At 66.3% G+C, this 26,094-nt stretch carries 21 protein-coding genes; 2 read left to right on the forward strand and 19 right to left on the reverse strand.

Annotated features, from left to right (window positions below; translation table 11 throughout):
- Positions 1–139: 139 nt before the first annotated feature.
- The gene (gene ppc / locus TQ98_RS21380; protein WP_044873731.1) at positions 140–2,776 is read right to left on the reverse strand and encodes a phosphoenolpyruvate carboxylase; all 2,637 of its coding nucleotides are present in this window, start codon (positions 2,774–2,776) and stop codon (positions 140–142) included.
- A 202-nt stretch (positions 2,777–2,978) separates the two neighbouring features.
- Between ppc and TQ98_RS21385 the strand changes: the two genes are divergently transcribed.
- Positions 2,979–3,323, forward strand: a complete 345-nt coding sequence (locus TQ98_RS21385) for a hypothetical protein (protein WP_044873730.1) — start codon at positions 2,979–2,981, stop codon at positions 3,321–3,323.
- Positions 3,324–3,339: 16 nt separating this feature from the next.
- On the opposite strand, the gene cadR is transcribed toward TQ98_RS21385, so the two are convergent.
- Positions 3,340–3,807, reverse strand: coding sequence for a Cd(II)/Pb(II)-responsive transcriptional regulator (gene cadR, locus TQ98_RS21390; protein ID WP_044873729.1), 468 nt, complete (start codon positions 3,805–3,807; stop codon positions 3,340–3,342).
- 75 nt (positions 3,808–3,882) lie between these two features.
- On the opposite strand from cadR, the gene TQ98_RS21395 reads away from it, so the two are divergent.
- Entirely contained in the window at positions 3,883–6,069 is a 2,187-nt protein-coding gene (locus TQ98_RS21395) for a heavy metal translocating P-type ATPase (protein WP_044873728.1), read from the forward strand.
- Positions 6,070–6,154: 85 nt separating this feature from the next.
- Here TQ98_RS21395 and TQ98_RS21400 read toward each other — a convergent pair whose 3' ends face one another.
- From TQ98_RS21400 to TQ98_RS21480, 17 genes are all read right to left on the reverse strand, one after another.
- A complete protein-coding gene (locus tag TQ98_RS21400; protein WP_044873727.1) occupies positions 6,155–6,655 on the reverse strand; it encodes an O-acetyl-ADP-ribose deacetylase in 501 nt (166 codons plus the stop codon).
- A 31-nt stretch (positions 6,656–6,686) separates the two neighbouring features.
- Entirely contained in the window at positions 6,687–7,010 is a 324-nt protein-coding gene (locus TQ98_RS21405; protein ID WP_044873726.1) for a hypothetical protein, read from the reverse strand.
- Positions 7,007–7,900, reverse strand: coding sequence for an alpha/beta hydrolase (locus TQ98_RS21410; RefSeq protein ID WP_082073265.1), 894 nt, complete (start codon positions 7,898–7,900; stop codon positions 7,007–7,009). The genes TQ98_RS21405 and TQ98_RS21410 overlap by 4 nt, the downstream gene beginning before the upstream one ends.
- Positions 7,901–8,030: 130 nt before the next feature.
- Positions 8,031–9,320, reverse strand: coding sequence for a flavohemoglobin expression-modulating QEGLA motif protein (locus TQ98_RS21415; protein WP_044873724.1), 1,290 nt, complete (start codon positions 9,318–9,320; stop codon positions 8,031–8,033).
- 7 nt (positions 9,321–9,327) lie between these two features.
- Complete coding sequence (locus TQ98_RS21420; protein ID WP_044873723.1) at positions 9,328–9,882, reverse strand: hypothetical protein; 555 nt, start codon at positions 9,880–9,882, stop codon at positions 9,328–9,330.
- A gap of 56 nt (positions 9,883–9,938) precedes the next feature.
- The gene (locus TQ98_RS21425; RefSeq protein ID WP_044873722.1) at positions 9,939–10,652 is read right to left on the reverse strand and encodes a TetR family transcriptional regulator; all 714 of its coding nucleotides are present in this window, start codon (positions 10,650–10,652) and stop codon (positions 9,939–9,941) included.
- A gap of 197 nt (positions 10,653–10,849) precedes the next feature.
- On the reverse strand, positions 10,850–12,352 hold the full coding sequence (lysS, locus tag TQ98_RS21430) for a lysine--tRNA ligase (protein WP_044873721.1): 1,503 nt from the start codon (positions 12,350–12,352) through the stop codon (positions 10,850–10,852).
- 136 nt (positions 12,353–12,488) lie between these two features.
- Positions 12,489–13,584, reverse strand: a protein-coding gene (prfB, locus tag TQ98_RS21435; protein WP_103103040.1) for a peptide chain release factor 2 whose coding sequence is annotated in 2 segments (ribosomal slippage) — positions 12,489–13,511 and positions 13,513–13,584 — 1,095 coding nt in all. Because the reading frame shifts where the segments join, the coding sequence is not laid out codon by codon here.
- 174 nt (positions 13,585–13,758) lie between these two features.
- A complete protein-coding gene (locus TQ98_RS21440) occupies positions 13,759–14,784 on the reverse strand; it encodes a PleD family two-component system response regulator (RefSeq protein WP_044873719.1) in 1,026 nt (341 codons plus the stop codon).
- A gap of 34 nt (positions 14,785–14,818) precedes the next feature.
- A complete protein-coding gene (locus TQ98_RS21445; RefSeq protein ID WP_044873718.1) occupies positions 14,819–15,823 on the reverse strand; it encodes a chemotaxis response regulator protein-glutamate methylesterase in 1,005 nt (334 codons plus the stop codon).
- Positions 15,820–18,096, reverse strand: coding sequence for a hybrid sensor histidine kinase/response regulator (locus tag TQ98_RS21450; RefSeq protein ID WP_044873717.1), 2,277 nt, complete (start codon positions 18,094–18,096; stop codon positions 15,820–15,822). Before TQ98_RS21450 ends, TQ98_RS21445 begins: the two co-directional genes overlap by 4 nt.
- Complete coding sequence (locus TQ98_RS21455) at positions 18,093–18,782, reverse strand: chemotaxis protein CheW (RefSeq protein WP_044873716.1); 690 nt, start codon at positions 18,780–18,782, stop codon at positions 18,093–18,095. The genes TQ98_RS21450 and TQ98_RS21455 overlap by 4 nt, the downstream gene beginning before the upstream one ends.
- Entirely contained in the window at positions 18,772–20,016 is a 1,245-nt protein-coding gene (locus TQ98_RS21460; protein ID WP_044873715.1) for a CheR family methyltransferase, read from the reverse strand. The genes TQ98_RS21455 and TQ98_RS21460 overlap by 11 nt, the downstream gene beginning before the upstream one ends.
- Positions 20,013–20,498, reverse strand: a complete 486-nt coding sequence (locus TQ98_RS21465) for a chemotaxis protein CheW (protein ID WP_242443169.1) — start codon at positions 20,496–20,498, stop codon at positions 20,013–20,015. The genes TQ98_RS21460 and TQ98_RS21465 overlap by 4 nt, the downstream gene beginning before the upstream one ends.
- A 30-nt stretch (positions 20,499–20,528) precedes the next feature.
- The gene (locus TQ98_RS21470) at positions 20,529–22,160 is read right to left on the reverse strand and encodes a methyl-accepting chemotaxis protein (protein WP_044873713.1); all 1,632 of its coding nucleotides are present in this window, start codon (positions 22,158–22,160) and stop codon (positions 20,529–20,531) included.
- 378 nt (positions 22,161–22,538) lie between these two features.
- Positions 22,539–24,155 carry an MFS transporter gene (locus TQ98_RS21475; RefSeq protein ID WP_044873712.1) on the reverse strand — a complete coding sequence of 539 codons (1,617 nt, stop codon included), beginning with the start codon at positions 24,153–24,155 and terminating at the stop codon, positions 22,539–22,541.
- Positions 24,156–24,279: 124 nt separating this feature from the next.
- A complete protein-coding gene (locus TQ98_RS21480) occupies positions 24,280–25,950 on the reverse strand; it encodes a GMC family oxidoreductase (protein ID WP_044873711.1) in 1,671 nt (556 codons plus the stop codon).
- Positions 25,951–26,094 lie beyond the last annotated feature (144 nt).

Raw genomic sequence — 26,094 nt, forward strand, 5'->3', positions numbered from 1 at the left:
TTTTCAGATCGGTCGGATTCGCCTCATGGGGCCAATCTCAGAATAGGTTTTTCGGCGTCGCTGTCGGGCCAAAAGGACGTTCAAGATACACAGCGCCCCCATAGCGCACAAGACGCCGGAAGTTGGAGGGAAACGGGCCTCAACCGGTGTTCCGGAGGCCCGCTGCGATGCCCGCCACGCTCACCAGAAGGGCCTGTTCCAGCGGCCCTTCGGCGTGCTGTTCGCAACGTCTGGAACGGGCCAGGAGCTCCGTCTGGAGCAGGTGAAGCGGGTCCAGGTAGGTATTGCGCACACTGATCGCCTCCCGGGTCTCCGGGCTCATCGCCAACAGCTCCGACTGGCCGGTCAGAGCCAGTACCGAAGTACCGGCCTGCGACAATAGGTCGCGTAACTGCGCACCCAGGGGTTTCAGCTCGTCCGGCACCAGCCGCTCGTCGTAGAGCGCCGCGATATTGGCGTCAGCCTTGGCCAGGACCATCTCCAGCATGTCGATGCGGGTGGCGAAGAATGGCCAGCGCTCGCGCATCCGTACCAGCAAGGGTCCTTCACCCCGCTGCTGGGCGCTGGCCAGAGCGGTTTCCCAGCCCAGCCAGGCCGGCAGCATAAGGCGCGTCTGGGTCCAGGCGAAGATCCACGGGATCGCCCGCAAACTCTCCACACCACCAGCGCGGCGCTTCGCCGGACGGCTGCCCAGGGGCAGACGGCCCAGCTCCTGCTCCGGGGTCGCCTGGTGGAAGTAGTCGACGAACTGCGGGTGCTCGCGCACCACCGCCCGATAAGCGGTGACGCCATCGGCAGCCAGTCGGTCCATGGCCGCCCGCCAGGCAGGCTCAGGCTCCGGTGGCGGCAGCAGGGTCGCCTCCAGCACGGCAGCCAGGTAGGTGTTGAGGTTCTGTTCGGCGATGCCGGGAAGGCCGAACTTGAAGCGGATCATTTCCCCCTGCTCGGTGGTGCGGAAACGCCCCGCTACCGACCCCGGGGGTTGCGACAGGATGGCCGCGTGGGCCGGACCACCGCCGCGCCCCACGGTGCCACCGCGACCGTGGAACAGCAGCAGTTCGACCTGGTGCCCACGGCAGACTTCCACCAATTGCTCCTGGGCGCGGTACTGCGCCCAGGCGGCCGCCACGGTGCCGGCATCCTTGGCCGAGTCGGAGTAGCCAATCATCACCTCCTGAGGGCCGTGCAGCCGTGCGCGGTAGCCCGGCAGGCCCAGCAGGCGGTCGATGGCCGGTGCGGCGTTATCCAGGTCAGCCAGGGTTTCGAAAAGTGGCACCACGCGAATCGGCCGTTGCAACCCGGCTTCCTTGAGCAGCAGTTGCACCGCCAGCACGTCGGAGGGTTCGCCGGCCATGGAGATCACGTAGGAACCAAGGGAGACCGCCGGCGCATTGGCGACCACGCGGCAGGTGGCCAGCACCTCGGCGGTGTCTGCCGAGGGGTGGTAGTGCGGCGGCAGCAGCGGACGACGGTTGTCCAGCTCACGCTGGAGGAAGGCCAATCGGTCCTCCTCCTCCCATTCGGCGTAGTTGCCCAGCCCCAGATAGTCGGTGATTTCGCCCAGCGCCGCGGCGTGCCGGCCAGCATCCTGGCGGATGTCCAGGCGCACCAGGAACAGCCCGAAGGCAGCGGCGCGACGCAGACAATCCAGCAGCGCACCGTCCGCGATCACACCCATGCCGCAGGCATGCAGCGAGTGATAGCAGAGCTCCAGGGGTTCCAGCAGTTGGGCGTTCTCATGGAGCACCTCGGGCCCTGGCGGAATCTCCCGCTCCAGCGCCGCTTCGGCCCAGGCGCGGGTGGCACGCAGGCGCTCGCGCAGTTGCTTGAGCACGGCGCGGTAGGGCTCGGGATGGACGCCCACGCTCACCCGCAGCTCGTCGCTGGCCTGCTGCATGGACAACTCGGCGGCCAGTTGGTCGACATCGCGCAGATAGAGGTCGGCGGCCATCCAGCGCGCCAGCAACAGGACCCGCCGGCTGACCGTGGCGGTGACATTGGGATTGCCATCGCGGTCGCCCCCCATCCACGAGGCGAATCGCAGGGGCGCGGCCGTCAACGGCAGGTGCAGGCCGGTGGCGGCGTGCAGCACCTGGTCCACGTGGCGCAACACATTGGGCAGCGCCTGCCAGAGGGAATGCTCGATCACCGCGAAGCCCCATTTCGCCTCGTCCACCGGTGTCGGCCGGCTGCGGCGGATTTCTTCCGTGTGCCAGGCCTCGGCAATCAACCGCAGCAGGCGTTGCCGCACCCGCTGGCGCTCCGCATCGCTGAGGTCGCCGTGGTCCTGGGCGGCCAGTTGGGCGGCCATGGCGTCGTACTTCTGGATCAGGGTACGGCGGGAGACTTCGGTGGGGTGGGCGGTCAGCACCAGCTCGATATCCAGCCGCCCCAATTGCCGGGCCAGTTGCTCAGGACCGTGGCCCGCAGCCAGCAGGCGCTGCAGCAGGTCGCCCAGCACGCGATCCTCGAAGGGCTGGGGCTCGCCCGGTGCACGGCGGCGGATGCGGTGGTACTGCTCGGCGATATTGGCCAGGTTGAGGAACTGGTTGAAGGCGCGGGCCACGGGCAGCAACTCGTCCTCGCTGAGCCCATCGAGGGTTTCGTAGAGCTGGCGCTCCCCCTGGGCCGAGCCCTTGCGCCCAGCCTTGGCACCCTTGCGGATGCGCTCGATCTTGTCGAGGAAGGCCTCGCCCAGTTGGGCGCGGATCGTGTCGCCGAGCAACTCCCCGAGCAGGTGGACGTCTTCCCTCAGGCGTGCGTCGATTTCGGCCATAAGCGTCTCTCCATCCTGAATGCGGCTTCCAGATTGCCGAGCGCGCCATGCTGCGACAAGGGCGCGACGAACGGCAATTCCAGACGCTTCCGCGAGCTAGTCTGAAGATTAGCCGCCATCACGAATGACGACTCCCGGGCGGCAGAGATCGCCTGGTGCTTCGCAGCCACCCACCACCACGTGGGAAGAGGATGAGGTGTCTATGAAGATCCGAGAACTGGTCAGCCATTGGGAGCAGAACGCCAAGGGTCGCCTGACCCGCAGCCAATACAGCATTCACCTGGACCTGGAGTCCGCCGCCCGCCTTGCCGCCTTGTCCGAGATGTACCCCAAGCGCAGCGTCGAGGAACTGATCGGCGAGCTGATAGGCGCCGCCCTGGAGGAGCTGGAAACCAGCTTCCCCTACGTCAGGGGCAGCCAGGTGGTCGCCACGGATGAACAGGGCGACCCGCTTTACGAGGACATAGGGCCGACGCCCCGTTTCCTGGCGCTTTCGCGCCGCTACCTTCAGCAGTTGAGTGAGCAGCGGGAAAGCACCAACCACTAAAAGCCCGCCGCCGGACTTAGCCCCGCCGATGCACGCCCGGTACGTGCAGATGACCTGCGTGCGCGCATTCTTCGCTGGTCACCGGCGGCGGCCCCGGCTGCTCCAGTTCACGGAGGATGGCGCAGGCCTCGCTGGCGCCGTCACCGTTGCAACGCGCCTGCAGGTCTCGCAGCTGGCTGCGCAGGGACTGGAGTTCCGCGATGCGTACCTCCACATGGTGCAGGTGCTCCTCGATCAGCCGGTTGGCGGTACCGCAATCAGCTTCGGGACGGTCGCGCAGGGCCAGCAGGGCGCGGATTTCTTCCTGGGTCATGTCCAGCGAGCGGCAGTGGCGGATGAAGGACAGCCGCTCCACATGGGCCACATCGTATTGCCGGTAGTTGCCTGCGCTGCGCGAGGGCTCTGGCAGCAGGCCTTCACGCTCGTAATAACGGATGGTCTCCACCGGGCAGCCGGTGAGGGTGGCCAGTTCGCCGATTTTCATTGCCCGTCTCCGCTTGACTCTGTAGTTGCTACAGGGTGTGCAATGGCAGCCGAATCGTCAAACAGGAATTGACCCATGAGCCAACACTGCTGCCACGACCACGATCACGCGCCCCGCTCCGCCGCACCAGAGCTGGCGGGTGTCGCCGCCAGCGCCGAGCCGCGCTGGAGCAGCCTGCGCATCGACGCCATGGACTGCCCCACGGAGGAACGCCTGATCCGCGACGCCCTCGGCAAGGTCCCGGCCATCGAGGCACTGGAATTCAACCTGATGCAGCGCCTACTGCGGGTGCGCCACCGGTTCGAGGGCGTGGAGCCCCTGCAACGCCTGATCGAAAGCCTGGGCATGCAGGCCGTGCCCCTGGCCGAAGGCGCGCCCGCCACGGCCCCGACACAAGAGAAGAAGCCCTGGTGGCCCCTGGCCCTGGCCGGCCTCGCCGCCCTGGCGGCGGAAGTCTGTGAATGGTTCGCCCTGGCGCCGGAATGGCTGGTCGCCGGCCTCGCCATTCTCGCCATCCTCGGCGCTGGCCTGCCCACCTATCGCAAGGGCTGGATCGCCCTGAAGAACCGCAACCTGAATATCAACGCCCTGATGAGCATCGCCGTCACCGGCGCCCTGCTGATCGGCCACTGGCCGGAAGCGGCCATGGTCAGCGTGCTCTTCGCCATCGCCGAACTGATCGAGGCACGCTCCCTGGAGCGGGCACGGGATGCCATTCGCGGTCTGCTGCAACTGGCCCCCGAACAGGCCACGGTGTTCGAGGGCGGCCAGTGGCGTGAGCGCCCGGCCCGCGACGTGCTGCCCGGCACCCGTCTGCGGGTGCGTCCGGGCGAGCGCATCGCCCTGGATGGCGAGGTACTGAGCGGCCGCTCCAGCGTCAACCAGGCACCCATCACCGGCGAGAGCCTGCCGGTGGAGAAGGACGTGGGCGACCCACTGTTCGCCGGCACCATCAACGGCGAGGGCGAGCTGGAATACCGCGCCACCCGCGCTGCGGACGACAGCACCCTGGCACGCATCATCCACGCCGTGGAAGCGGCCCAGGGCTCGCGGGCGCCGACCCAGCGCTTCGTCGACCAGTTCTCCCGCATCTATACGCCGGTGGTGATCCTGATCGCCGTGTTCACGGCGCTGCTGCCTCCCCTGCTGCTGGGCGGAGCCTGGCTGGAGTGGCTCTACCGCGCCCTTGTGATGCTGGTGATCGCCTGCCCCTGCGCCCTGGTCATCTCCACCCCGGTGACCATCGTCAGCGGTCTGGCGGCGGCGGCCCGTGGCGGCATCCTGGTCAAGGGCGGGGTCTTCCTCGAAACCGGCCGCAAGCTGGCCTGGGTGGCCCTGGACAAGACCGGAACCCTGACCGAAGGCCGACCACGGCAGACCGATGTCGAACTGCTTGAGGCCGATGAACGTGATCCCCGTGCCCTGGCCGCCAGCCTGGCTGCGCGCTCGGACCACCCGGTATCCCAGGCCGTGGCCCGTGCCGCCGAGGAGGATGGCATTGCCCTTTACGCCGTGGACCAACTGGCCGCCCTGCCCGGCCGTGGTGTCAGCGGCCTGATCGAGGGCCGTCGCTACCACCTGGGCAATCACCGCCTGGTGGAAGAACTGGGTCTCTGCTCGAAGGAACTGGAAGCCCGCCTGGACGCTTTGGAATCTCAGGGCAAGACCGTCGTGGCGCTGTGCGGGGAGTCCGCCGTTCTGGCCTTGTTCGCCGTGGCCGACACCGTGCGCGACAACAGCCGTGAAGCCATCCGCCAGCTTCACGACCTGGGGGTGAAGACCCTGATGCTCTCCGGCGACAACCCGCACACCGTGCAGACCATCGCCCGCCAGGTGGGCATGGACGACGCCCGGGGCAACCTGCTGCCGGAGGACAAGCTGGCGGAGATCGGCCTGCGTCAAGCGGGCGGCGTGCCCGTCGGCATGGTGGGCGATGGCATCAACGACGCCCCGGCCCTGGCCCGCGCCGATATCGGCTTCGCCATGGGCGCCGCAGGCACCGACACCGCCATCGAGACCGCCGGAGTGGCGCTGATGGACGATGACTTGCGCAAGCTGCCGCAGTTCATCCGCCTGTCCCGCCGCACCCACGCAGTGCTGATGCAGAACATCAGCCTGGCCCTGGGCATCAAGGCGGTGTTCCTGGTGCTCACCCTGATGGGCCAGGGCACCCTGTGGATGGCGGTGTTCGCCGATATGGGGGCCAGCCTGCTGGTGGTGTTCAACGGGATGAGGTTGTTGTCGGCGAAGTCGTTGCAATAACGCTATGTAGGTTGGGCTGAGGGAAGTTCAAAGCTGCGGCGCCAGGCCCGGACTCCGTCGTTGGGCTTCGTTCCTCAGCACTAACCTACGAAAGCACGTCCTGGTAGAGCTGCGCCATTCGTGCGTCGAAGGCCACCAACAGCGCCTCCTTCAGGCTGCTGCCCGCCGGCCTTGGTCGCTTCAGCTCTTCCACGGCGATGCGCGCCGCCTCTTCCAGCGGATAGCCATACACCCCACAGCTGATGGCGGGAAAGGCAATGCTGGCCAGTCCTTCGGCTTCCGCCAGGGCCAGGCTGTTGCGGTAGCAACTGGCGAGCAGTTCGGGTTCACGGTGGTTGCCTCCGTGCCAGACCGGCCCGACGGTGTGGATCACGAAGCGCGCCGACAGGCGGAAGCCGGGGGTGATGCGGGCCTCGCCCGTGGGGCAGCCGCCGAGGGTGCGGCAGAAGGCGAGGAGTTCGGGGCCGGCGGCGCGGTGGATGGCACCATCCACGCCACCGCCGCCGAGTAGCGAGCTGTTGGCAGCATTGACGATGGCGCCCACGTTCAGCGTGGTGATATCGCCCTGCCAGATTCGAATGTCCATGACGGATACCTCCTTACCGGAGGCTAGCCCGTCAGCGGGTTTCCTGCGGGGTCTCCTGACCCATGCAACGCACGGCCTGCTTCTTGTTGTTCACCAGCACGCCGGTCAGGCCCTTCTGCTGCATATCGAACAGCACCAGCACGCCGTCGATGCACTGGGCCACCTGGGGCGCCGGGTCCAGGGACACCTTGTAGTCCTGGCCGGGGATGGTCTTGAGCATGGTGAAGTCGTTCAGCAGCAGGGCATCCTCGGGCTTGGCGAAGTGCAGGTAGCCGTAATACCAGAGCACGGCCACGGTGCCGACGATGGTGCCAATGCCGGTGAGGATCAGCGGAAGGGGGTTGCGTTCACTCATTGGGGACTCTCTGTATCCGGGACTTCTGCCAGCCGACGCAGCCCGACATATCCGGTCGGGTCTTCGAGGTAAAGCAGCATCACCTTGCGCCAGGTCTTGTCGGCGAAGGTCTGCACGTGGCCGCCACGGACCGGCTGGAACGCCCGCGGCGGGGGCGCAGCTTGATACAAGCGAACGCCGTTGGAAAGGGGCACCACCGGATCGTCGATGCTGTGATAGATCAGCTTGGGCAGGCCTTTCAGTTCACCGATGGCGCGGATGGCGCTGTCGCCATCCGGCACCAGCCAGGACAGCGGCACCTGCAGCGGCCAGGTTATCCAGGCGTTGGAGAGGCTGTACTGCGCCACGTCACGATAACTGGCGGGCACACCATCGAGCACCAGGGCCTTCAAGCCGGCGCGCCGCTCGGGGTGTTCGGCGAGATAGTGCACCGCCAGGGCACCGCCAATGCTCTGGCCCAGCACCACCACCGGCTTGCCTTTGACCTCCGGCGCCAGGTCCAGCCAGGCGAAGGCGGCGTCGATGTCCTGGTACAGCTCCGGCAGGCTGGGAGATCCCTCCGAGCGACCGTAGCCCCGGTAATCCAGCAGCAGCACCTGGTAACCCTGGGCCGGCAGCCACCAGCTTCCGCCCAGATGGGACGCCACATTGCCGCCATTGCCGTGCAGGTGCAGCACCGTGCCCTTCACCTCGACCCCCGGTTTGGCCGGCAGCCACCAGGCGTGCAGGCGGGTGCCATCGGCGGCGGTGAGCTGGATGTCGCGGTACTCCAGCTTGGCCCGCTCCGGCGTGAAGGGTACGTGCTTGTCTGGGTAGAACAGCAGCGAGCTGCAGCCTTGCAGCAGGAGTACGAAGAGGACCAGCAGGAAGCGGGAACCGGGCATGTGCATTTCCTTCCTGGAACATCACTGGCCAGCCCTGCGGGCTGGATGGCGAATGAATTCGCCCCTACAGGGTGTGTGCCGGCATGCAGGGCGAAATCATTCGCCAGGCGCCCCCAAAGGGGCGCCCTACCGGGCATCAAAGGATATTGGCGTAATCCGCCTCGATGCGCTCCAGGCTCAGGTGGTTGAGGAAGTTGGAGAAGCACATCCATGCCGACAGCGCGTTGAGGTCGCGGAACTGCGGCGGCAGGTACTTGGGCGGCACCACCAGCCCTTCATCCACCAGCTGGCGCAGGGTGCGGGTGTCTTCCAGGGTGGTCTTGCCGCAGAACAGCAGCGGGATCTGTTCCAGCTTGCCCTTGCGCACGGCGAGTTGGATGTAGTTGTAGATCAGGATGAAACCCTTCAGGTAGGACAGGTCCTTGGTGAAGGGCAGCCCGCTCGGCAACGAGCCACGGAAGGCGCGGCTGGCACTGCCGTAGCTCTCCTCCATGCTGTAACCCTGCTCGCGATAGAAGTGATAGACCTCGAGGAAGTCCGCCCCCTCCTCCGCCATATGGATGGCACGGGTGCGGTTGGTCAGCCTGCGCAAGCGGGTCGGATAGGAGGCGAAGGCGATCACCTCCATCAGGATCGCCAGGCCTTCCTGGGTCACGGTGGAGGACGGCGGGCCCTTGGAGAGGAAGGTGCAGATCGGCTGGTTCTGGCCGTTCAGGGTGGTGCCCACGTGCACCAGGCCCTCGTGGACTTCCAGGGCGCGCACGTCACGCTCGTTGAACAGGGCATCGGCGCGGATCTTGATGTAGTCGGCGCCGGCGGCGGCGTCGGCGACGATGCCGTCGGACTCGATCACGCGAATGGTGTCATCCCCGAACACCGCCCCCAGGCGGCCCTGCAGCAGCTCCACGGCGTCCTTGGCGGTGAGGGTCTTGGGTTCGTCCTTGAGGTCGCCGCGATGGGCGATGTTGTTCAGGTAGTCGGAAAGCATCAGGCCGAGGTCGGCCAGGGTCGGGTCGCCGGCGTGGAAGGCGTCGGAGGCCGCGCCGTAGAGCTCCTGGGAGATCAGGCCGAAGTCCGAAGTGCCGCGCGCTTCCAGCATGCGGATCACCATGCGGTATTCCTTGCACATGCGGCGCATGATCTGGCCCACCGGGTTGAACTGGCCCAGGTGGCGAGTGATGTCGCGCTCGATGTTCTGGAATTCCAGCTTCTTCTCCGCCGCGTCGAAGGCCAGCGGGCGGCTCTCGTAATAGGCACGGTCCACCGGGGGCATGACCTTGCCCTTGTGCTTGAGAAAGCCCTGGCGAACGCTGTCGTCCCACTTCACGGCGTCCAGCACGCGGATCGGCGTCTGCGCCTGGACGATACGGTCGGACAGCGCGCGAATGGTCTTCTGGTAGTCGTCGGGCAGCTTACGGCGGGTCATCGACGACTTACTCCTCGACAGAGCGCTGGTAGCGCGCCACTTCGACGAAGACGTCGGAGTTGGCCGGGTCATCCAGCCAGGCGAACACGACGTCCAGCGGGCTGGTGATGAGCACGCCGTCGCCTTCCGGCGTATCCACCATCTGTCCCCTGAACTTGCCGTTCTGCATTTCCTGTTCGATGCGTTCGATGTCCAGGTTGTAGACCACCAGTTCGTTGTCGGTGGTCAGCTCGAAACCGGCGATGGCGAAATGGTTACCGAGCCTCTTCGGTACGCCGGCAGACAGGTACCAGCGGCGGCCATGGTGGGCGACGGTGAAGCCGAACTCCTGCATGCCTTCCAGGTTGTCCTTGCCGCCTTCGAAGCTGCGTGCCTTGTACAGGTTGGAGCCGGCGCGACTGATCTCCAGATACTGTCGCTCGCCCCACTCGTCTTTGCGGGTCCAGTCCCCGAGAAGGGGCATGGGTGCCGGCTCATTCGCCGGAATCGGATCCTTGAAGGTGACCAGGCAGCCGCCCAACAACAGAAAAGACAGGGCAACCACGGCACGCCAGACGTTCATCTCGCTCTCCTTGTGATAAAGAAAAACCCCGCCACGGCGGGGTTCGATCGACGCGCTTACAATCCCATGACCAGGTACAGGTAGCGTTTCAGGACGGCTCGCATCTCGTCGATGTCGAGGTTTTCCACCCCGTCGAGAAGGCCCTGATATTCCATCCGCAGAATAACGGCCGTCAACACCTTGGCGTCCTCGCCCGGCTCGGCCGAACCCAATACCTGGAAGAAATGCTCCGCGCCCTGCGAGAGTATCTTGCGATGTGCGTCAGCAAGATTACGAAGACTTGAATTTAATAGCGCCTCCTGGCGGAAGGCGTGTTCGGCCAGGAGCTGGTCGCGATTCTCCAGCAGTTGGCTGCGCACGTACTGGATGGCCAGCTCGACGATCTGGTCGGTCATTTCCCGGCGCGAGGTGCCATCGCGGCTGAGAACGGCCGCCATGGCCTGCAGGTCGTCTTCCACGCTGGCCCAGAAGGCCGCCATCACCGCCGAACTGCGCTCCACGAACTGGGCGAAGGTGTCGGTGATGAGGTCGTTGATGTCCTTGAAATAGTAGGTAGTGGCCGATAGCGGCACTTCGGCTTCGGCGGCCACCGCGCGGTGGCGCACGGCGCGCACGCCGTCGCGGATGATGATGCGCATGGCGGCATCGAGGATCGCCTGGCGGCGCTGTTCGCTGCCCTGGCGGCTGGCCTTGCGGCCCTGGTACTTCACGCTTTCGGCAACCGCGCTGGCCACGCGGGCGGCACTGTCACTGCGGGACGACTGGTTCAAGACAGGTAACCCTCCGAACTCACTCAAGGTGAAAGTGTTGACCATTTATCCGGCTATTCAATGCAGGACCTGGCAAGAAAGACGCTCTGTCGGCCATGAAGAGCAATTTTCAGGACTGGCCGCATGCTCGAATGGTTCCGTCACCGGGCGGCGGCCAAGAAAAAACCGCCCGAGGGCGGTTTCTTCTCACTCCTGCGTCAAACCTCGGGCCGCATGTGCGGGAAGAGGATGACGTCACGAATAGACGGCGAATTGGTGAGCAACATCACAAGACGATCGATACCGATGCCTTCGCCGGCGGTCGGGGGCATGCCGTACTCCAGGGCGCGGACGAAGTCGGCGTCGAAGTGCATGGCCTCGTCGTCGCCGGCGTCCTTGTCCTTGACCTGCTGCATGAAGCGCTCGGCCTGGTCTTCGGCGTCATTGAGCTCGGAGTAGGCGTTGGCGATTTCGCGGCCGCCAATGAACAGCTCGAAACGGTCGGTGACGCTCGGGTCTTCGTCGTTGCGGCGGGCCAGCGGCGAGACTTCGAAGGGGTACTTGGTGATGAAGGTCGGCTGTTCCAGCTTGTGCTCCACCAGCTCCTCGAAAATCATCACCTGCAGCTTGCCCAGGCCTTCGAAGCCGAGCACTTTGGCGCCGGCCTTCTTGGCGATCTCACGGGCCTTGTCGATGTCCTTGAGGTCGGCTTCGGTGATGTCCGGGTTGTACTTGAGGATGGAGTCGAACACCGACAGGCGCGCGAAGGGCTCGCCGAAGTGGAACAGCTTGTCGCCGTACGGCACGTCGGTAGTGCCCAGGACCATTTGAGCCAGTTCGCGGAACAGCTCCTCGGTCAGGTCCATGTTGTCTTCGTAGTCGGCGTAGGCCTGGTAGAACTCGAGCATGGTGAACTCGGGGTTGTGCCGGGTCGAAACGCCTTCGTTACGGAAGTTGCGGTTGATCTCGAAGACCTTCTCGAAGCCACCGACCACCAGGCGCTTGAGGTACAACTCCGGCGCGATGCGCAGGAACATGGCCATGTCCAGGGCGTTGTGGTGGGTCTGGAAGGGTTTGGCCGCGGCGCCACCGGGGATGGTCTGCAGCATCGGCGTTTCCACTTCGAGGAAGTCGCGATCGGCCAGGAACTTGCGGATGTGGGCAATGACCTGGGTGCGCACACGGAAGGTGTGGCGGGTTTCCTCGTTGACGATCAGGTCGACGTAGCGCTGGCGGTAGCGCTGCTCGGTGTCGGTCAGGCCGTGGTGCTTGTCCGGCAGCGGGCGCAGGGACTTGGTCAGCAGGCGGACATTGGTCATCTCGACGTACAGGTCGCCCTTGCCGGAACGGGCCAGGGTGCCCTCGGCGGCAATGATGTCGCCCAGGTCGTAGTGCTTGACGGATTCCAGGGTCTCGGCAGACAGGGTCTTGCGGTTGACGTAGACCTGGATGCGGCCGCTCATGTCCTGGATCACCATGAAGGCGCCACGGTTGAGCATGATGCGACCGGCAACCTTGACCGGAATGGCTGCGGCTTCCAGCTCTTCCTTGGTCGCGGCTTCGTACTGCTTCTGCAGGTCTGCGCAGTAGTTCTCGCGGCGGAAGTCATTGGGGAAGGCATTGCCCTGCTCACGCACGGCGGCAAGCTTTTCCTTGCGCTGGGCGATCAGCTTGTTTTCTTCCTGTTGCAGTTCGTGCTGGTCGAGTTGTTGGTCGCTCATGGCCGTTTCTTTCCATTCCGCGAATGCGCTGCGGGCATTCTGTCTGATTCGCTGATCGAGCCCCGTCAGGGGCGATTCCGGGGGTGAGGCTTCCCTCACGCCCTGCCCCTCTCCCGGGGGAGAGGGGGTGGCAGGGTCACAGACCCTGCTTGAGGCTGGCTTCGAGGTATTCGTCCAGATCGCCGTCCAGCACCTTGTCGCAGTCACTGCGCTCGACGCCGGTACGCAGGTCCTTGATCCGCGACTGGTCGAGGACGTAGGAGCGGATCTGGTGACCCCAGCCGATGTCGGACTTGGTGTCTTCCAGCGCCTGCGAGGCGGCGGTGCGTTTCTGCATCTCCTGCTCGTACAACTTGGCCCGCAGCATCTTCATGGCGGTGTCCTTGTTGGCGTGCTGGGAGCGTTCGTTCTGGCACGCCACCACGGTGTTGGTCGGCACATGGGTGATACGCACCGCGGAGTCGGTGGTGTTCACGTGCTGACCGCCCGCGCCGGAGGAGCGGTAGGTGTCGATGCGCAGGTCGGCCGGGTTGATCTCGATCTCGATGTTGTCATCGATTTCCGGCGAGGCGAATACCGCGGTAAACGAGGTGTGGCGACGGTTGCCCGAGTCGAAGGGGCTCTTGCGCACCAGGCGATGCACGCCGATCTCGGTGCGCAGCCAGCCGAAGGCGTACTCGCCCTTCACATGGACAGTGGCGCCCTTGATGCCGGCGACTTCGCCTTCGGACAGTTCGATGATGGTGGCGTCGAAGCCGCGCTTGTCGGCCCAGCGCAGGTACATGCGCAGCAGCATGTTGGCCCAGTCCTGGGCCTCGGTGCCGCCGGAGCCGGCCTGGATGTCCAGGTAGGCGTTGTTCATGTCCATCTCACCGCTGAACATGCGGCGGAATTCCAGCTTCTCGAGGATTTCGCGCAGGCGTTCGACTTCGGCGGCGACATCGTTCACGGCGCCTTCGTCGTTTTCCTCGACCGCCATGTCCAGCAGGTCACGGGAGTCGGCCAGACCGCCGGTGAGTTCGTCCAGCGTCTCGACGATCTGCGCCAGCTGCGCGCGTTCGCGGCCGAGGTTCTGGGCGTACTCCGGGTTGTTCCAGACGTTGGAGTCTTCGAGTTCGCGGTTTACTTCGACGAGACGATCATGCTTCTGATCGTAGTCAAAGATACCCCCGAATAGACAGGGTGCGATCGGAGAGGTCCTTGATGCTGTTCAGGATCGGGTTGATTTCCATGGCTGGAAGCGCTCGCTGGCAAAACTTTCGGAAAAGCCCGCGAGTATACCCGACTCATCCGATGCCGGCAGCATGCCAGCCGTGATTTGCTGCGATCCGGCGACGCACGGGCGCGCACCGCCGGTCCCTCTCCAACCTGATCGTTCCAGCCCGCAGCAGCGCCCGGGCCGACGCTCAGGCGCGAGGGTCGGCCACCACCATGGCCACCTGATTGCGGCCGTTGTTCTTGGCCTGATAGAGCCCCTGGTCGGCCATGTCCACCAGCACCAGGGACGCCTGGCCCACCTTCGGCGTGAGGGTGGCGACGCCGATGCTGACGCTCAGCACCGAACCCGGCGCCGGCAAGTCGTGGGGAATTCCCAGGGCTTCCACCGAGCGCCGCACCTTTTCCGCCAGCAGTCGCGCGCCGCCGGCGGCAGTGCCCGGCAACACCATGGCGAACTCTTCGCCGCCATAGCGTGCGGCGAGGTCGGTGGAACGGCTGCACGAGGAACGAATGGCTTCGGCTACCCGGCGCAGGGCGTCATCCCCGGCGACATGGCCGAAGCTGTCGTTGAAGCCCTTGAAGTGGTCCACGTCGATCATCAGCATCGACAGTTCGCTCTGTTCGCGCAGGGCGCGGCGCCATTCCATGTCCATGTATTCGTCGAAATGGCGGCGGTTGGACAGGCCGGTCAGGCCGTCGGAGTTCATCAGACGCTGCAGCACCAGGTTGGTTTCCAGCAGCTGCTGCTGGCTTTCCCGCAGGGCACGGTAAGCCTCGTCCCGCTGCAGCAAGGCAGTGTAGGAACGCGAGTGGTAGCGAACACGCGCCACCAGCTCGATGGCGTCCGGCAGCTTGACCAGATAGTCGTTGGCCCCGGCGGCGAAGGCCGCGCTCTTGATCGTGGGCTCTTCCTTGGTCGACAGCACGATGATCGGCACGTCCCGCAGGGCGGGCACGGAGCGGTACTCGGCCAGCAAGCTGAGACCGTCGACGCCGGGCATCACCAGGTCCTGGAGGATGACCGTGGGCTTGATCTGCAGGGCGACCGCGACAGCCTCCATGGGGTCGGCGCAGAAATGGAAGTCGATGCCCGGCTCGGCCACCAGTGCGCGACGCACCGTTTCACCGATCATGGCCTGGTCATCCACCAACAGGACCATGGCGGAAGGCTCCACCTGAGTCATGTCCACTGGGCTGCGATAGGGGTATTGCATAACGCTCTCCGGGTCCTTGGACCTGAGGTGAATTTCATCCAAATGCTTCGACCAATCTGGACGCGATACGCTCCAGGGCGAGTATTTCCACCGCCGCGCCAATGGCGGCGGCGGCCTTGGGCATGCCATACACGGCACAGCTGGCCCGGTCCTGGGCAATGGTCAGGAAACCACGGTCCCGCATGTGCTTGAGTCCCTCGGCGCCGTCCCGCCCCATGCCGGTGAGCAACACCCCGATGGCGTCGCCCTTCCAGTGCGCCACGAGGCTATCGAAAAAGACATCGATCGAGGGTCGGTATACATGGCTGATGGGCTCGGCGGTATACGCCAATTCGCCACTCGGCAACAGCCGCAGGTGATTGTTGGTGCCGGCAAGGAGCACCGTTCCCGGCTGCGGCCGCTCGCCTTCACGGGCCAGGCGCACCGGCAGTTGGGATTCACTGGCCAGCCAGTCGGCCATGCCGGCGGCAAACACCTCGTCCACGTGTTGCACCAGCACCACGGCGGCGGGGAAGTTCGCTGGCAACTGACTGAGCAACTGCGCCAGCGAGGCCGGCCCGCCGGCGGAAGCACCGATGGCCACGATGTGCTGGCCGCTGCTGCGTCGTGTTTCCGGCTCGGCGGCGCCGCGTCCACGGTTGTCGTGCTGGCCTATCAGCCAGCCGATGTTCTGGATCTTGCGCAGCAGCAAGGCGGCGTCCTGGGCCTGGCCGCTGCCGAGGGAAGGGGTGTTCACCGCGTCCAGGGCGCCGTGGCCCATGGCCTCGAATACCCGGTGCACATTCTGTTCGATGTCCACGGTGACGATCAGGATGGCGCAGGGGCAGCGGGCCATGATCTGGCGGGTGGCCTCGACGCCATCCATCACCGGCATCACCAGGTCCATCAGCACCACATCCGGGACATCCCGCTGGCAAGCCTCGACCGCCTCGGCGCCATTGCCCGCCACCCAGGCGATCCGGTGGGCCGGCTCCAGGGCCAGGGCCCGGCGCAGCGCCTCCACCGCCAGCGGCATGTCGTTGACTATCCCTATCCTCATCCTTGCGACTCCCCGATCAGCATGACCACCGCATCCAGCAACGCCTCGTCGTGGAAACTGGCCTTCGCCAGATAATAGTCCGCGCCAGCATCCAGGCCGCGCCGACGGTCCTCTTCACGATCCTTGTAGGAGACCACCATCACCGGCAGGGACTGCAGGCGGTTGTCGCGACGCACCAGGGTGACCAGCTCGATGCCGTCCATGCGCGGCATGTCGATATCGGTGATAAGCAGATCGAATTGCTCGGAGCGCAAGGCGTTCCAGCCATCCATGCCGTCCACCGCCACCGCGACCTCATAGCCGCGACTGGTCAGCAGCTTGCGCTCCAGTTCGCGCACGGTGAGGGAGTCGTCCACCACCAGCACGCGCTTGCGCTGGGCACCGGCGCCTTGCCGGCTGCTGCGGTCCACCCGTTCCAGGCGGCCACTGCCCAGCAGTTTGCCGACGGACCTCAGCAAGTCTTCGACATCAAGGATCAGCACCGGCCGGCCATCGTCCAGCAGCGCCCCGGCAGACAGGTCCTGGACCTTGCCCAGGCGCGGGTCCAGGGGCATCACCACCAGGGTGCGCTCACCGATGAAGCGCTCCACGGCCACGCCGTAGCTGGTATCGCGTTCGCTGATCAGCACCACCGGGATGCCGGTTTCATCGCGCTTGCCCTCGGCGCACTGCAGGAGCTGGCTGGCGGAAACCAGGCCCACGTGCCGTCCTTCGTGCCAGAAGTGCTGGCGCCCTTCGAGCTGGACGATGTCCTCGTGCTGCACACGGGTCATGCGCTCGATATGGGCCAGGGGGAAGGCATAGGCCTCGCCACCCACCTCCACCACCAGGCTGCGCACCACCGACAGGGTCAGCGGCACTTCGAGATGGAAGGTGGCGCCCTGGCCGCAGCGCTGTTCCATGCGTACGCCGCCACGCAGCTGGCGCATCATGTGCTGCACCGCGTCCAGTCCGACACCGCGCCCGGACACCTCGGTGACCTTGTCGCGCATGCTGAAGCCGGGCAGGAAGAGGAAAGCCAACAGCTCGTCCTCGGTCATCCGCTGCGCGGTATCGGGGCCCGCGAACCCACGCGCCACCACGGCATCGCGCAGGCGCTCCAGATCAACGCCGGCACCGTCGTCGGCCAGCTCCAGCAGCAGCATCCCCGCATGATGGCGGACGTGCAGGCGGATCACGCCCTCCTCCGGCTTGCCCAGGCGCTGTCGCACCTGGGGGCTTTCGATGCCGTGGTCCACCGCATTGCGCAGCAGGTGGGTCAGGGGCGCCTCCAGGCGCTCCAGCACGTCGCGGTCCACCTGGGTGTTTTCGCCGCTCACATCCAGCCGTACCGGCTTGCCAAGGGAGCGACCGAGATCACGGACCATCCGCGCCTGGCCCGCCAGCACATCGGCAAAGGGCCGCATGCGCGAGGCCAGGGCAGCGTCATAGAGCAACTGGGCGCGCTGGCCGCCCTGCCAGCCGAATTCGTCGAAGTCCGCCATGTAGCCGGCGAGCATCTGCTGGCACTCGCCAAGCAGTTGCCGGGCCTCGCCCAGCATCGCCTGGGCCTGCGGATCGAGCGAGCCGTCCAGCACCGACTCGCGTGCCACGTCCAGGGCGCGGCTGGCGCTGGCCTGGACGCGCTTGAGGCGGTGCAGGGCGGCGTTCAGGGGCTTGATGCGCTGGAACTCCACCAAGGACTTGCTGGAGATATCCAGCAAGTGGTCCAGGCGTTCGGCGCTGACTCGCAGCACCCGGTCGCGGGCCTCGGCGCCGTTTTCCCCGGGGCTGGCTTCCGGCTCCCGGGGCACCGGCTCGTGCCTGGGCGGCTCGGCGACCGGTGCAGTCGGCGCCACCGGCACACTGGATTGCGGTGCCAACACCGGCGGCGGGACGGCGGCGGGGCCACCCTGCAGGCGAGCGATCAGCGCCTCGATGGCCTCGCGCCCGTCGTTGTCCGCCCAGTTCCCATCGCTGCCGACGCGCAGCAGCAGGTCAGAGCCCTGCAGCAGCGCATCGATGTTGTCGGGTTGCAGGAGCACGCGGCCTTGGCGAGCGGCTTCCAGCAGGTCCTCCATCACGTGGGCGACCCGCACGCCCGCTTCCAGGTCGACGATGCGCGCCGCCCCCTTCAGGGAATGGGCCGCGCGCATGCAGGCCTCCAGCTGGTCGGCCTGGGTCGGGTTGCGCTCCAGCACCAGCAGGCCGGCATTGAGCACCTGGGTCTGGGCCTCGGCTTCCAGGCGGAACAGCTCCAGCAGTGACGCGTCACGCATCTGGTCCGGGGTCATGCCAGGCTCCTTGCCATGGCCTGAATCAACAGGCTTTCGTCCAGCAGCGTGATGCTGCGCCCACGCCACTGCACCACGCCCGAGGCGAACTGGCGCGCGGCCAGGTCAGGCGCACGGCCGGGGTCCACTACCGCGTCCAGGGGAATCCCATGGATGCCGTCCACTTCATCCACGGGCGCCACCAGGGGGCCGCCCTGGCTGGCGAGAATCACCATCCGCGGCACCACGCGGCGTTCACCGGAAACCTCACCGCCCCGCTCCAGCCCAAGCAGCTCGGTCAGGGACAGGCAGGCGACCAGCGCGCCGCGCACGTTGGTCACCCCCAGCAGGGCGAGGGAGCGCTGGTGCGGCAGGGAATGAATCGGAGTCGTGGCTGCCACTTCCACCAGGCTGCGGGTGGCCAGGCCCAGCCACTCTTCGCCCAGGCGGAAGACCAGGGTGGACCGGCATTCGCGGCCGTCATTCCCGGACAGGTCCTCCTGGACGTCGGTGACGTCATCGCGCACCAGGGCATAACGGTCCAGCAACAGGGTGGCCGCCGCCGCATGCACCTCGCAGTTGCGGCAATGGACGTGGGCGGCCAGGCGTTCGCAGGACTTGTCACCATGGACACCGATACGGTTCCAGCAGTCGTCCACGGCGGGCAGTTGGTCGTCAGCGATCAACGGCAGGCGGTTATCGGCCATGGTTGTTCACTCCCCGGCTGGCGCGCTGTTGCAGACGCTGGGCGCCGGCTCGATCACCCCGGGCGGCCAGCAGCGCCGCCAGGTGGGCCAGCGCCTCGGCATGCTGCGGCTGCAGGTACAGGGCCTTGCGGTAATAGTCCTGGGCCTCGTCGGTCTTGCCCGCCACATCGCTGAGCAGGCCAAGCCAATAGAAGACATCCGCTGACGGCCCCTGGCGGATGAGCAGAGCCTCGCAGGCCACCTGCGCTTCGTTGCTGCGGCCGCTGTTGGCCAGGCTGGCGATCTCCGCCAGGGCGGCCTCGCGGTCCGTGCCTTCGACCGCCGCTTTCGGCTGTTCCGGCCTGGGCAGCGGTTGACGCTGGCGGACCGGGGCTGCCGCTCGCGGGGCGCTGGCGGTCACCGGCACAGGAACCGGAACCTGGACCGGCTTGGCAGCGGCCGGGGGTGGCGCATGGCGGAACACGAATGCCTGTGGATAAGCCAGCGCCTGCATGCCGTGCTGGCTGAGCAGGCTGGCTTCCGCCGGGCCGATGAACATGGCGCCGTCCTTCTGCATCAGGCGTTTGAGTATGTCCAGCACGATCCGCTGGGTCGGTCGGTCGAAATAGATCAACAGGTTGCGACAGAAGACGAAGTCGTAGGGCGCCTCCCCCGCCAGCAGGCCGGGGTCCAGCAGGTTGCCACGCAGGAAACGCACCTTGGACGCCACCTGCCGGGCCAGGGCGTACCCCTCGCCCGAGGGGATGAAATAACGGTCGCGAAAGGCCAGTTCTTCGCCACGGAACGAGTTGCGCCCGTAGAGCCCCTGGCGCGCCCGCTCCAGCACCCGCTCGCTGACATCCACCGCATCTACCTGGAACAACCCGGGCGCCAGGCCGGCGTCCAGCAGCGCCATGACAATGGAAAAGGGTTCCTCCCCGGTGGAACAGGGCAGGCTGAGGATGCGCAACTGGCGCCCGCCGGCCAGCGCCGGCAGCCGCTCGAAAGCCAGACGCCCGAGCGCGGCGAAGGATTCGGGATAACGGAAGAACCAGGTCTCGGGCACAACCACGGCTTCCACCAGCGCCTGCTGTTCGATTGGCGAAGCGCTGAGGGTGGTCCAGTAGGCCTCTTCGTCACGGCAGCCGGCGGCGGTCATGCGCTGGCGTACAGCGCGCTCGACCACCACCCGGCCGATGGACTCGGCTTCCAGGCCGATGAGGTTTTTAAGCAGTGTCTCGACGCGCTCGATCATGCCGCGCCCTCCGTGGCCGGAAACAGCAGCGCGCGCACGTCATTGGGCAGCAGATCGACAACGCGGATGAGCTGCACCAGCCCATCCGCCGCCTGATACACAGGCCCCAGGTAGCGCGCCCCGCCCTGCTCCAGTCCGTAGTCGCGGAACGCCTCCGGACTGCAGCGCAGGGTGTCGGTGGCCTGTTCGAGGATCAGCCCCAGCCAGCGCGATTCATCCGCCAGCGGATAGTGCACCAGCACCAGACGGGTACTGGTGCGCACCTGGGCGGGCTGCCCAAAGGCGAGCACGGCCAGGTCCAGCACCGGCACCAGCGCGCCGCGATGGGAGAAGACCCCGGCGACCCAGCCTGGGGCCTCCGGCACCTGTTTCAAGCGTTGCAGCGGCAGCACTTCCACCACGTCCTGGACATCCAGCGCGTAGCGGTCACCGCCCATGCGGAATTGCAGGTACAGCCTGCCCCTGGCGGTTCGGGCCGGCATACGGGTTCGGCTCGAGCACATGGTGCCGGCTCAGACCTTGAAGCGGCTGACGCCGGTGCGCAGGCCGTTGGCTACCAGGTTCAGTTCATCGATGGCGGAGCTGGCCTGACGCAGGGATTCCACGGTCTGCCCGGTGGCCTCGCCCAGCTGGACCAGGGCCTGGTTGATCTGTTCGGCGCCGGTGGCCTGGGCCTGCATGCCCTCATTGACCATTTGCACCCGCGGCGCCAGGGCCTGTACCTGCTGGATGATCTGCGACAGCTGCTCGCCCACCTGCCCCACTTCACCGATGCCGCGGCGCACTTCCTCGGAGAACTTGTCCATGCCCATGACCCCGGCGGACACCGCCGACTGGATCTCGCGCACCATCTGCTCGATGTCGTAGGTGGCCACGGCGGTCTGGTCGGCCAGGCGGCGCACTTCCGTGGCGACCACGGCGAAGCCACGGCCGTACTCGCCAGCCTTTTCCGCCTCGATGGCGGCATTGAGGGACAGCAGGTTGGTCTGGTCGGCCACCTTCACGATGGTGGTGACCACCTGATTGATGTTGCCGGCCTTCTCGTTGAGGATCGCCAGCTTCGCGTTCACCAGCTCGGCGGCCCCCATCACCTGGTGCATGGTGTCCTCCATGCGAGCCAGGCCCAACTGGCCGGAGCCGGCGAGGACGGAGGTCTGCTCGGCGGTGCCGGACACCTCGGCCATGGTGCGCACCAGGTCCCGCGAGGTGGCGGCGATCTCCCGCGAAGTGGCGCCGATCTCCGTGGTGGTGGCGGCGGTCTCGGTGGCGGTGGCCTGCTGCTGGCGGGAGGTGGCGGCGATCTCGGTGACCGAGGTGGTCACCTGCACCGCCGAGCGCTGGGCCTGGGCCACCAACGCCTTGAGCTCCTCGGCCATGCTGTTGAAGCCGGTCTCGATGGCGTTGAATTCGTCCCGGCGCTGGAGGTCCAGCCGTGTGGACAAGTCGCCACTGCCCATGACCTTCAGGGTCTCGACGATGCCGCCAACCGGGCGGGTGATGGCACGCAACAGAAGCAGGCCGCAAACGGCCGCGGCAGCCACCGCCAGCACCAGGGCGAAGAGCATGCTGCGCTCGGAATTGCGCACCGAGCCGACGATCTCGTTCACCGACTCCTCACCCGAGGCGCGGTTGCTCTCGATCAGGTCGTTGAGCATCTGGCGCCCTTGACCCCACTGTTCAACCAGAGGCCCTTCGAAGGTGGCTTCGGCCGCACCGTGGTGCCCTTCCTGGAGCTGGGCCAGCAGTTCCTTCTGGCGGTCCACGTATTCCTTGCGCACGCCCTTGAAAATCTCGAACTGCTTGTTGTCCTCGACTTGGGTGATCGTGCCCTCGTAGTCCTTGATCAGCTCCTCCAGCTGGGCATTGCTCTCATCCAGTTCCTTGCGGCCGGAATGGTAGATGGAGCCGACGGCCGAAGCCTGGCCATCGTCCAGCATGGCCTGGGTGCGCAGGAGGTTGTCGGTCCAGGAGCTGCGGATCTTGCTGATGAAGTGCATACCGGGCACGGAGTCGCTGAGTACCAGAACCCCTTCGCGCTCGATGTTCCTCAGCTGCACGTAGGACATGCCGGCCATCAACAGCATGATGGCGATGATCACCGCGAAACTCGCCTGGATACGCAAGCGAACAGTCCAGTTCTTCACATTCTTCCCCAGTTACCAATGCCCGGTTTCAAAGCGGCCCGCGGCCGATGGCGGCGACTCTAGAGACAAGCTCGACGACTCGCAATCGCCGCAAAGCATGGAATTTCGTCGCCAGAATGTCGGCGGCACGAAACCATTGGGGAGTTTGGCAGAAAGTGGCCGATTTGCAGGAAAAGGAACAGCCAGGGGGACCCAGTGGGGAAGCTCGCACCGGTTCCCCTAACGGCACAACGTGCGCCCCGGACTCGTTGTAGAGGGCGCTTTCAATCGCGAATGAATTCGCTCCTACAGAAATGCCTCGCTGCCCGTGGATGTACGCAGGGCCTCGAAGGGTGGACCGATGAAGCGTGATCCACCCTACGACTACGGGTGATCGTCCTATTGGTGGATATCCACGTGGCGGGTCTCGCGCAGGAAGAACAAGGCGCAAACCAGGCTGCCCCCGGTGATCAGCACCGGGTACCAGAGGCCATAGAAGATGTCGCCGGTGTACACCACCAGGGCGAAGGACACCGTGGGCAGGAAACCGCCGAACCAGCCGTTGCCGATGTGGTACGGCAGGGACAGCGAGGTATAGCGGATGCGGGTAGGGAACAGCTCCACCATCAGCGCGGCCAGCGGGCCGTAGCAAAGGGTGGAGATCAGCACCAGGGCGAAGAGGATGGCGATCACCATCGGCTTGTCGATCTGCCCGCTATCGGCCTGCTGTGGATAACCCGCCGCCTTCACCGCCTCGCCCATCGCTGCGGCGTCGAAGCCGCGAATCTCGGTCTCGCCGATCTTCACCAGCACCTCGCTGCCGGCCGGCGCCGCGACGCTGGAGTACGGCAGGCCGCTCTTGACCAGGAAGGTCTTGGCCTTGTCGCAGGGACTGTCGAATTTCGCCTTGCCCACCGGATCGAACTGGAAGGTGCAGGTGGCCGGGTCGGCAATCACGCTGATGGGCGCCTGCCGGCTGGCCTGGTCGATGGCCGGGTTGGCGTAGTGGGTCAGCGCCTTGAATAGCGGGAAGTAGCAGAGCGTGGCCAGCAGCAGGCCGGCCAGCAGCACCGGCTTGCGGCCGATGCGATCCGACAGCCAGCCGGCCACCAGGAAGAACGGCGCGCCGAGCACCAGGGCGGCGATCAGCAGGCCGTTGGCGGTGCTGGCGTCCACCTTGAGCACCTGCGTGAGGAAGAACAGCACGTAGAACTGCGCGGTGTAGAAGGTCACGGCCTGGCCGGCGTTGATGCTGAACAGCGCGGTGAGCACCACCTTGAGGTTGCTCCAGTTGGTGAACGACTCGCGCAACGGCGCTTTGCTGCACTTGCCCTCGGCCTTCATCTTCAGGAAAGCCGGCGACTCGTGCATGGACAGGCGAATCCAGGTGGAGATGCCCAGCAGCACGATGGACAGCAGGAACGGCAGGCGCCAGCCCCAGGTCTCGAATTCGTCGCCGGTCAGTTGCCGGCAGGCCAGGATCACCAGCAGCGACAGAAGCAGGCCGAGGGTGGCGGTGGACTGGATCCAGCTGGTGTAGCCGCCGCGCTTGTTGGCCGGCGCGTGCTCGGCGACGTAGATCGCCGCCCCGCCATACTCGCCGCCCAGGGCCAGGCCCTGAAGCATGCGCAGGCAGACCAGGATGATCGGCGCGGCAACGCCGATGGACGCGTAGGTGGGCAGCAGGCCCACGGCGAAGGTGGACAGGCCCATCAGCAGGATGGTGACGAGAAAGGTGTACTTGCGCCCGATCATGTCCCCCAGGCGGCCGAACACCAGGGCGCCGAAGGGCCGCACCAGGAAGCCGGCGGCGAAGGCCATGAGGGCGAAGATGAAGGCCGTGGTCTCGTTCACCCCGGCGAAGAACTGCTTGCTGATCACCGCAGCCAGGGCGCCGTAGAGGAAGAAGTCGTACCACTCGAACACGGTGCCCAGGGAGGAGGCGAAGATCACCTTGCGCTCTTCCCTGGGCGTGGTGGCGGGCACGGCATAGGTGGACGTTGCGTACTCGGTCATTGCGGCTCTCCTGCCCCTCGTGAGGGCTCTTGTTGTTGTGGATGCCTCTGCTGATCAGCCTCGACCACCACGACGCAAGGCGCCGCGCGATGCTGGATGTTCCGGGCGGGCGAAGGTCCCTCGCTCAAGCCCCGATCTTTTCCTCCGCTTTGCCAACCGCCGTACCCAGTTCCTGGGGACGCGCCTGCCGCTTCTGGTCGGCCAGCATCATCTGCGCGGCCTTCTCGGCGATCACCAGCACCGGCGAGCAGGTGTTGCCGGAGGTCAGGCTGGGCATGATCGAAGCGTCGGCGATGCGCAGGCCGGGAATGCCGTGCACCCTCAGCTCGGCGTCCACCACCGACTCGCGATCCTGGCCCATCCGGCACGTGCCGGCGGGGTGGAAGATGGTGGTGCCGATGGCGGCGGCGGCGCGGTGCAGGTCTTCCTCGCTGCGATAGTCCGGGCCGGGCTTGTATTCCTCCGGCTGGAAAGGCGCCAGCGCCGGCTGGGCGACGATGCGCCGGGTCAGGCGGATGGCGTCCGCCGCCACCTTGAGGTCGCGCGGGTCGCCCAGGTAGTTGGGCTGGATCGACGGCGCCAGGCCCGGGTCGGCCGAGCGGATCTGCACCGTGCCGCGGCTGTGCGGGCGCAGGTCGCAGACCGAGGCGGTGAAGGCCGGGAAGGCGTGCAGCGGCTCGCCGAAGCGGTCAAGGGACAGCGGCTGCACGTGGTATTCGAGGTTGGCCGAGGGCTGCTGCGGGTCGGAACGGGCGAAGGCCCCCAGCTGGCTCGGCGCCATGGACAAGGGTCCACTACGGTCGAACAGATAGCGCAGGCCCATGCCCAGCTTGCCCCAGAGGCTGCCGGCGATCTGGTTCAGCGTCGGCACCCCGCTGACCTTGTAGATCAGGCGCAATTGCAGGTGATCCTGCAGGTTGCCGCCCACCCCGGGCAACTCATGGGCGACGCCTATCCCCAGACGTTCCAGCAAGGCCCGCGAACCGATGCCGGAGCGCTGCAGCAGGCAGGGCGAGCCGATGGCGCCGGCACTGAGGACGATCTCGCGGCGCGCCTCGAAGCGCCGCACCTGGCCGTCCACGCGCACCAGCAGCGCCCTGGCCCGGCCCTGTTCGAGGAGCACCCGCTGCGCCTCGGCGCCGGTCAGCACGGTGAGGTTGGGCCGCTGCAGGACGCCCCGGAGGAACCCCTTGGAGGCATTCCAGCGCACCCCACCGCGCTGGTTGACCTGGAAGTAGCCGCAGCCCTCGTTGTCGCCGCCGTTGAAGTCCTCGACGCTGGCGATTCCGGTCTGCGCCGCCGCCTCGCGGAATGAATCCAGCAAGGCCCAGGACAGGCGCTGGCGCTCCACCCGCCATTCGCCGCCAGCACCGTGCAGCGCGCTGGCGCCGGCGAAATGGTCCTCCATACCACGGAACAGCGGCAGCAGTTCCTGCCAGCTCCAGCCGAGGTTGCCGGCCGCCGCCCACTGGTCGTAGTCACGGGCCTGGCCACGCATGTAGATCATGCCGTTGATCGAGGAGCAGCCGCCCAGCACTTTGCCGCGGGGGTATTTGAGGGCGCGACCGTCGAGGCCGGGCACGGCATCGGTGTCGAAGCACCAGTCGGTGCGCGGGTTGCCGATGCAGTAGAGGTAACCGACCGGGATGTGGATCCAGGGGTAGTTGTCGCGACCGCCGGCTTCCAGCAGCAACACCTGGTTGGCGGGGTCGGCGGAAAGCCGGTTGGCCAGCAGGCAACCGGCGGGACCGGCGCCGACGATGAGGTAGTCGAAGGTATCCCTTGCCGCGGACATGGCGAGCCTCGTCTTGTCGTTATTGTCGTGGCCTTGGCGTCCTGACCAGGGGCGGCGGGCGCCGGCGGCGACTTCGAGTGGTTCGAGGCTAGTCGTTCGTTCGCGATAAAAAAACAAACGTTTCGTATCAGCTATTGTTCGTTT

Origin of the sequence: Pseudomonas sp. LFM046 (genome assembly GCF_000949385.2) — a bacterium.
In the GTDB taxonomy this organism is placed as follows: Bacteria; Pseudomonadota; Gammaproteobacteria; order Pseudomonadales; family Pseudomonadaceae; genus Metapseudomonas.

What these genes read in the sequence shown, in the direction of transcription:
- TQ98_RS21480 (WP_044873711.1), bottom strand. Translation starts at nt 25,950, where the DNA reads ATGTCCGCGGCAAGGGATACCTTCGACTACCTCATCGTCGGCGCCGGT.
- TQ98_RS21460 (WP_044873715.1), bottom strand. Translation starts at nt 20,016, where the DNA reads ATGATCGAGCGCGTCGAGACACTGCTTAAAAACCTCATCGGCCTGGAA.
- TQ98_RS21400 (WP_044873727.1), bottom strand. Translation starts at nt 6,655, where the DNA reads ATGGACATTCGAATCTGGCAGGGCGATATCACCACGCTGAACGTGGGC.
- cadR (WP_044873729.1), bottom strand. Translation starts at nt 3,807, where the DNA reads ATGAAAATCGGCGAACTGGCCACCCTCACCGGCTGCCCGGTGGAGACC.
- TQ98_RS21395 (WP_044873728.1), top strand. Translation starts at nt 3,883, where the DNA reads ATGAGCCAACACTGCTGCCACGACCACGATCACGCGCCCCGCTCCGCC.
- lysS (WP_044873721.1), bottom strand. Translation starts at nt 12,352, where the DNA reads ATGAGCGACCAACAACTCGACCAGCACGAACTGCAACAGGAAGAAAAC.
- TQ98_RS21475 (WP_044873712.1), bottom strand. Translation starts at nt 24,155, where the DNA reads ATGACCGAGTACGCAACGTCCACCTATGCCGTGCCCGCCACCACGCCC.
- TQ98_RS21410 (WP_082073265.1), bottom strand. Translation starts at nt 7,900, where the DNA reads ATGCACATGCCCGGTTCCCGCTTCCTGCTGGTCCTCTTCGTACTCCTG.
- ppc (WP_044873731.1), bottom strand. Translation starts at nt 2,776, where the DNA reads ATGGCCGAAATCGACGCACGCCTGAGGGAAGACGTCCACCTGCTCGGG.
- TQ98_RS21415 (WP_044873724.1), bottom strand. Translation starts at nt 9,320, where the DNA reads ATGACCCGCCGTAAGCTGCCCGACGACTACCAGAAGACCATTCGCGCG.
- TQ98_RS21455 (WP_044873716.1), bottom strand. Translation starts at nt 18,782, where the DNA reads ATGGCCGATAACCGCCTGCCGTTGATCGCTGACGACCAACTGCCCGCC.
- TQ98_RS21440 (WP_044873719.1), bottom strand. Translation starts at nt 14,784, where the DNA reads ATGCAATACCCCTATCGCAGCCCAGTGGACATGACTCAGGTGGAGCCT.
- TQ98_RS21465 (WP_242443169.1), bottom strand. Translation starts at nt 20,498, where the DNA reads ATGCCGGCCCGAACCGCCAGGGGCAGGCTGTACCTGCAATTCCGCATG.
- TQ98_RS21405 (WP_044873726.1), bottom strand. Translation starts at nt 7,010, where the DNA reads ATGAGTGAACGCAACCCCCTTCCGCTGATCCTCACCGGCATTGGCACC.
- TQ98_RS21420 (WP_044873723.1), bottom strand. Translation starts at nt 9,882, where the DNA reads ATGAACGTCTGGCGTGCCGTGGTTGCCCTGTCTTTTCTGTTGTTGGGC.
- TQ98_RS21445 (WP_044873718.1), bottom strand. Translation starts at nt 15,823, where the DNA reads ATGAGGATAGGGATAGTCAACGACATGCCGCTGGCGGTGGAGGCGCTG.
- TQ98_RS21385 (WP_044873730.1), top strand. Translation starts at nt 2,979, where the DNA reads ATGAAGATCCGAGAACTGGTCAGCCATTGGGAGCAGAACGCCAAGGGT.
- TQ98_RS21450 (WP_044873717.1), bottom strand. Translation starts at nt 18,096, where the DNA reads ATGACCCCGGACCAGATGCGTGACGCGTCACTGCTGGAGCTGTTCCGC.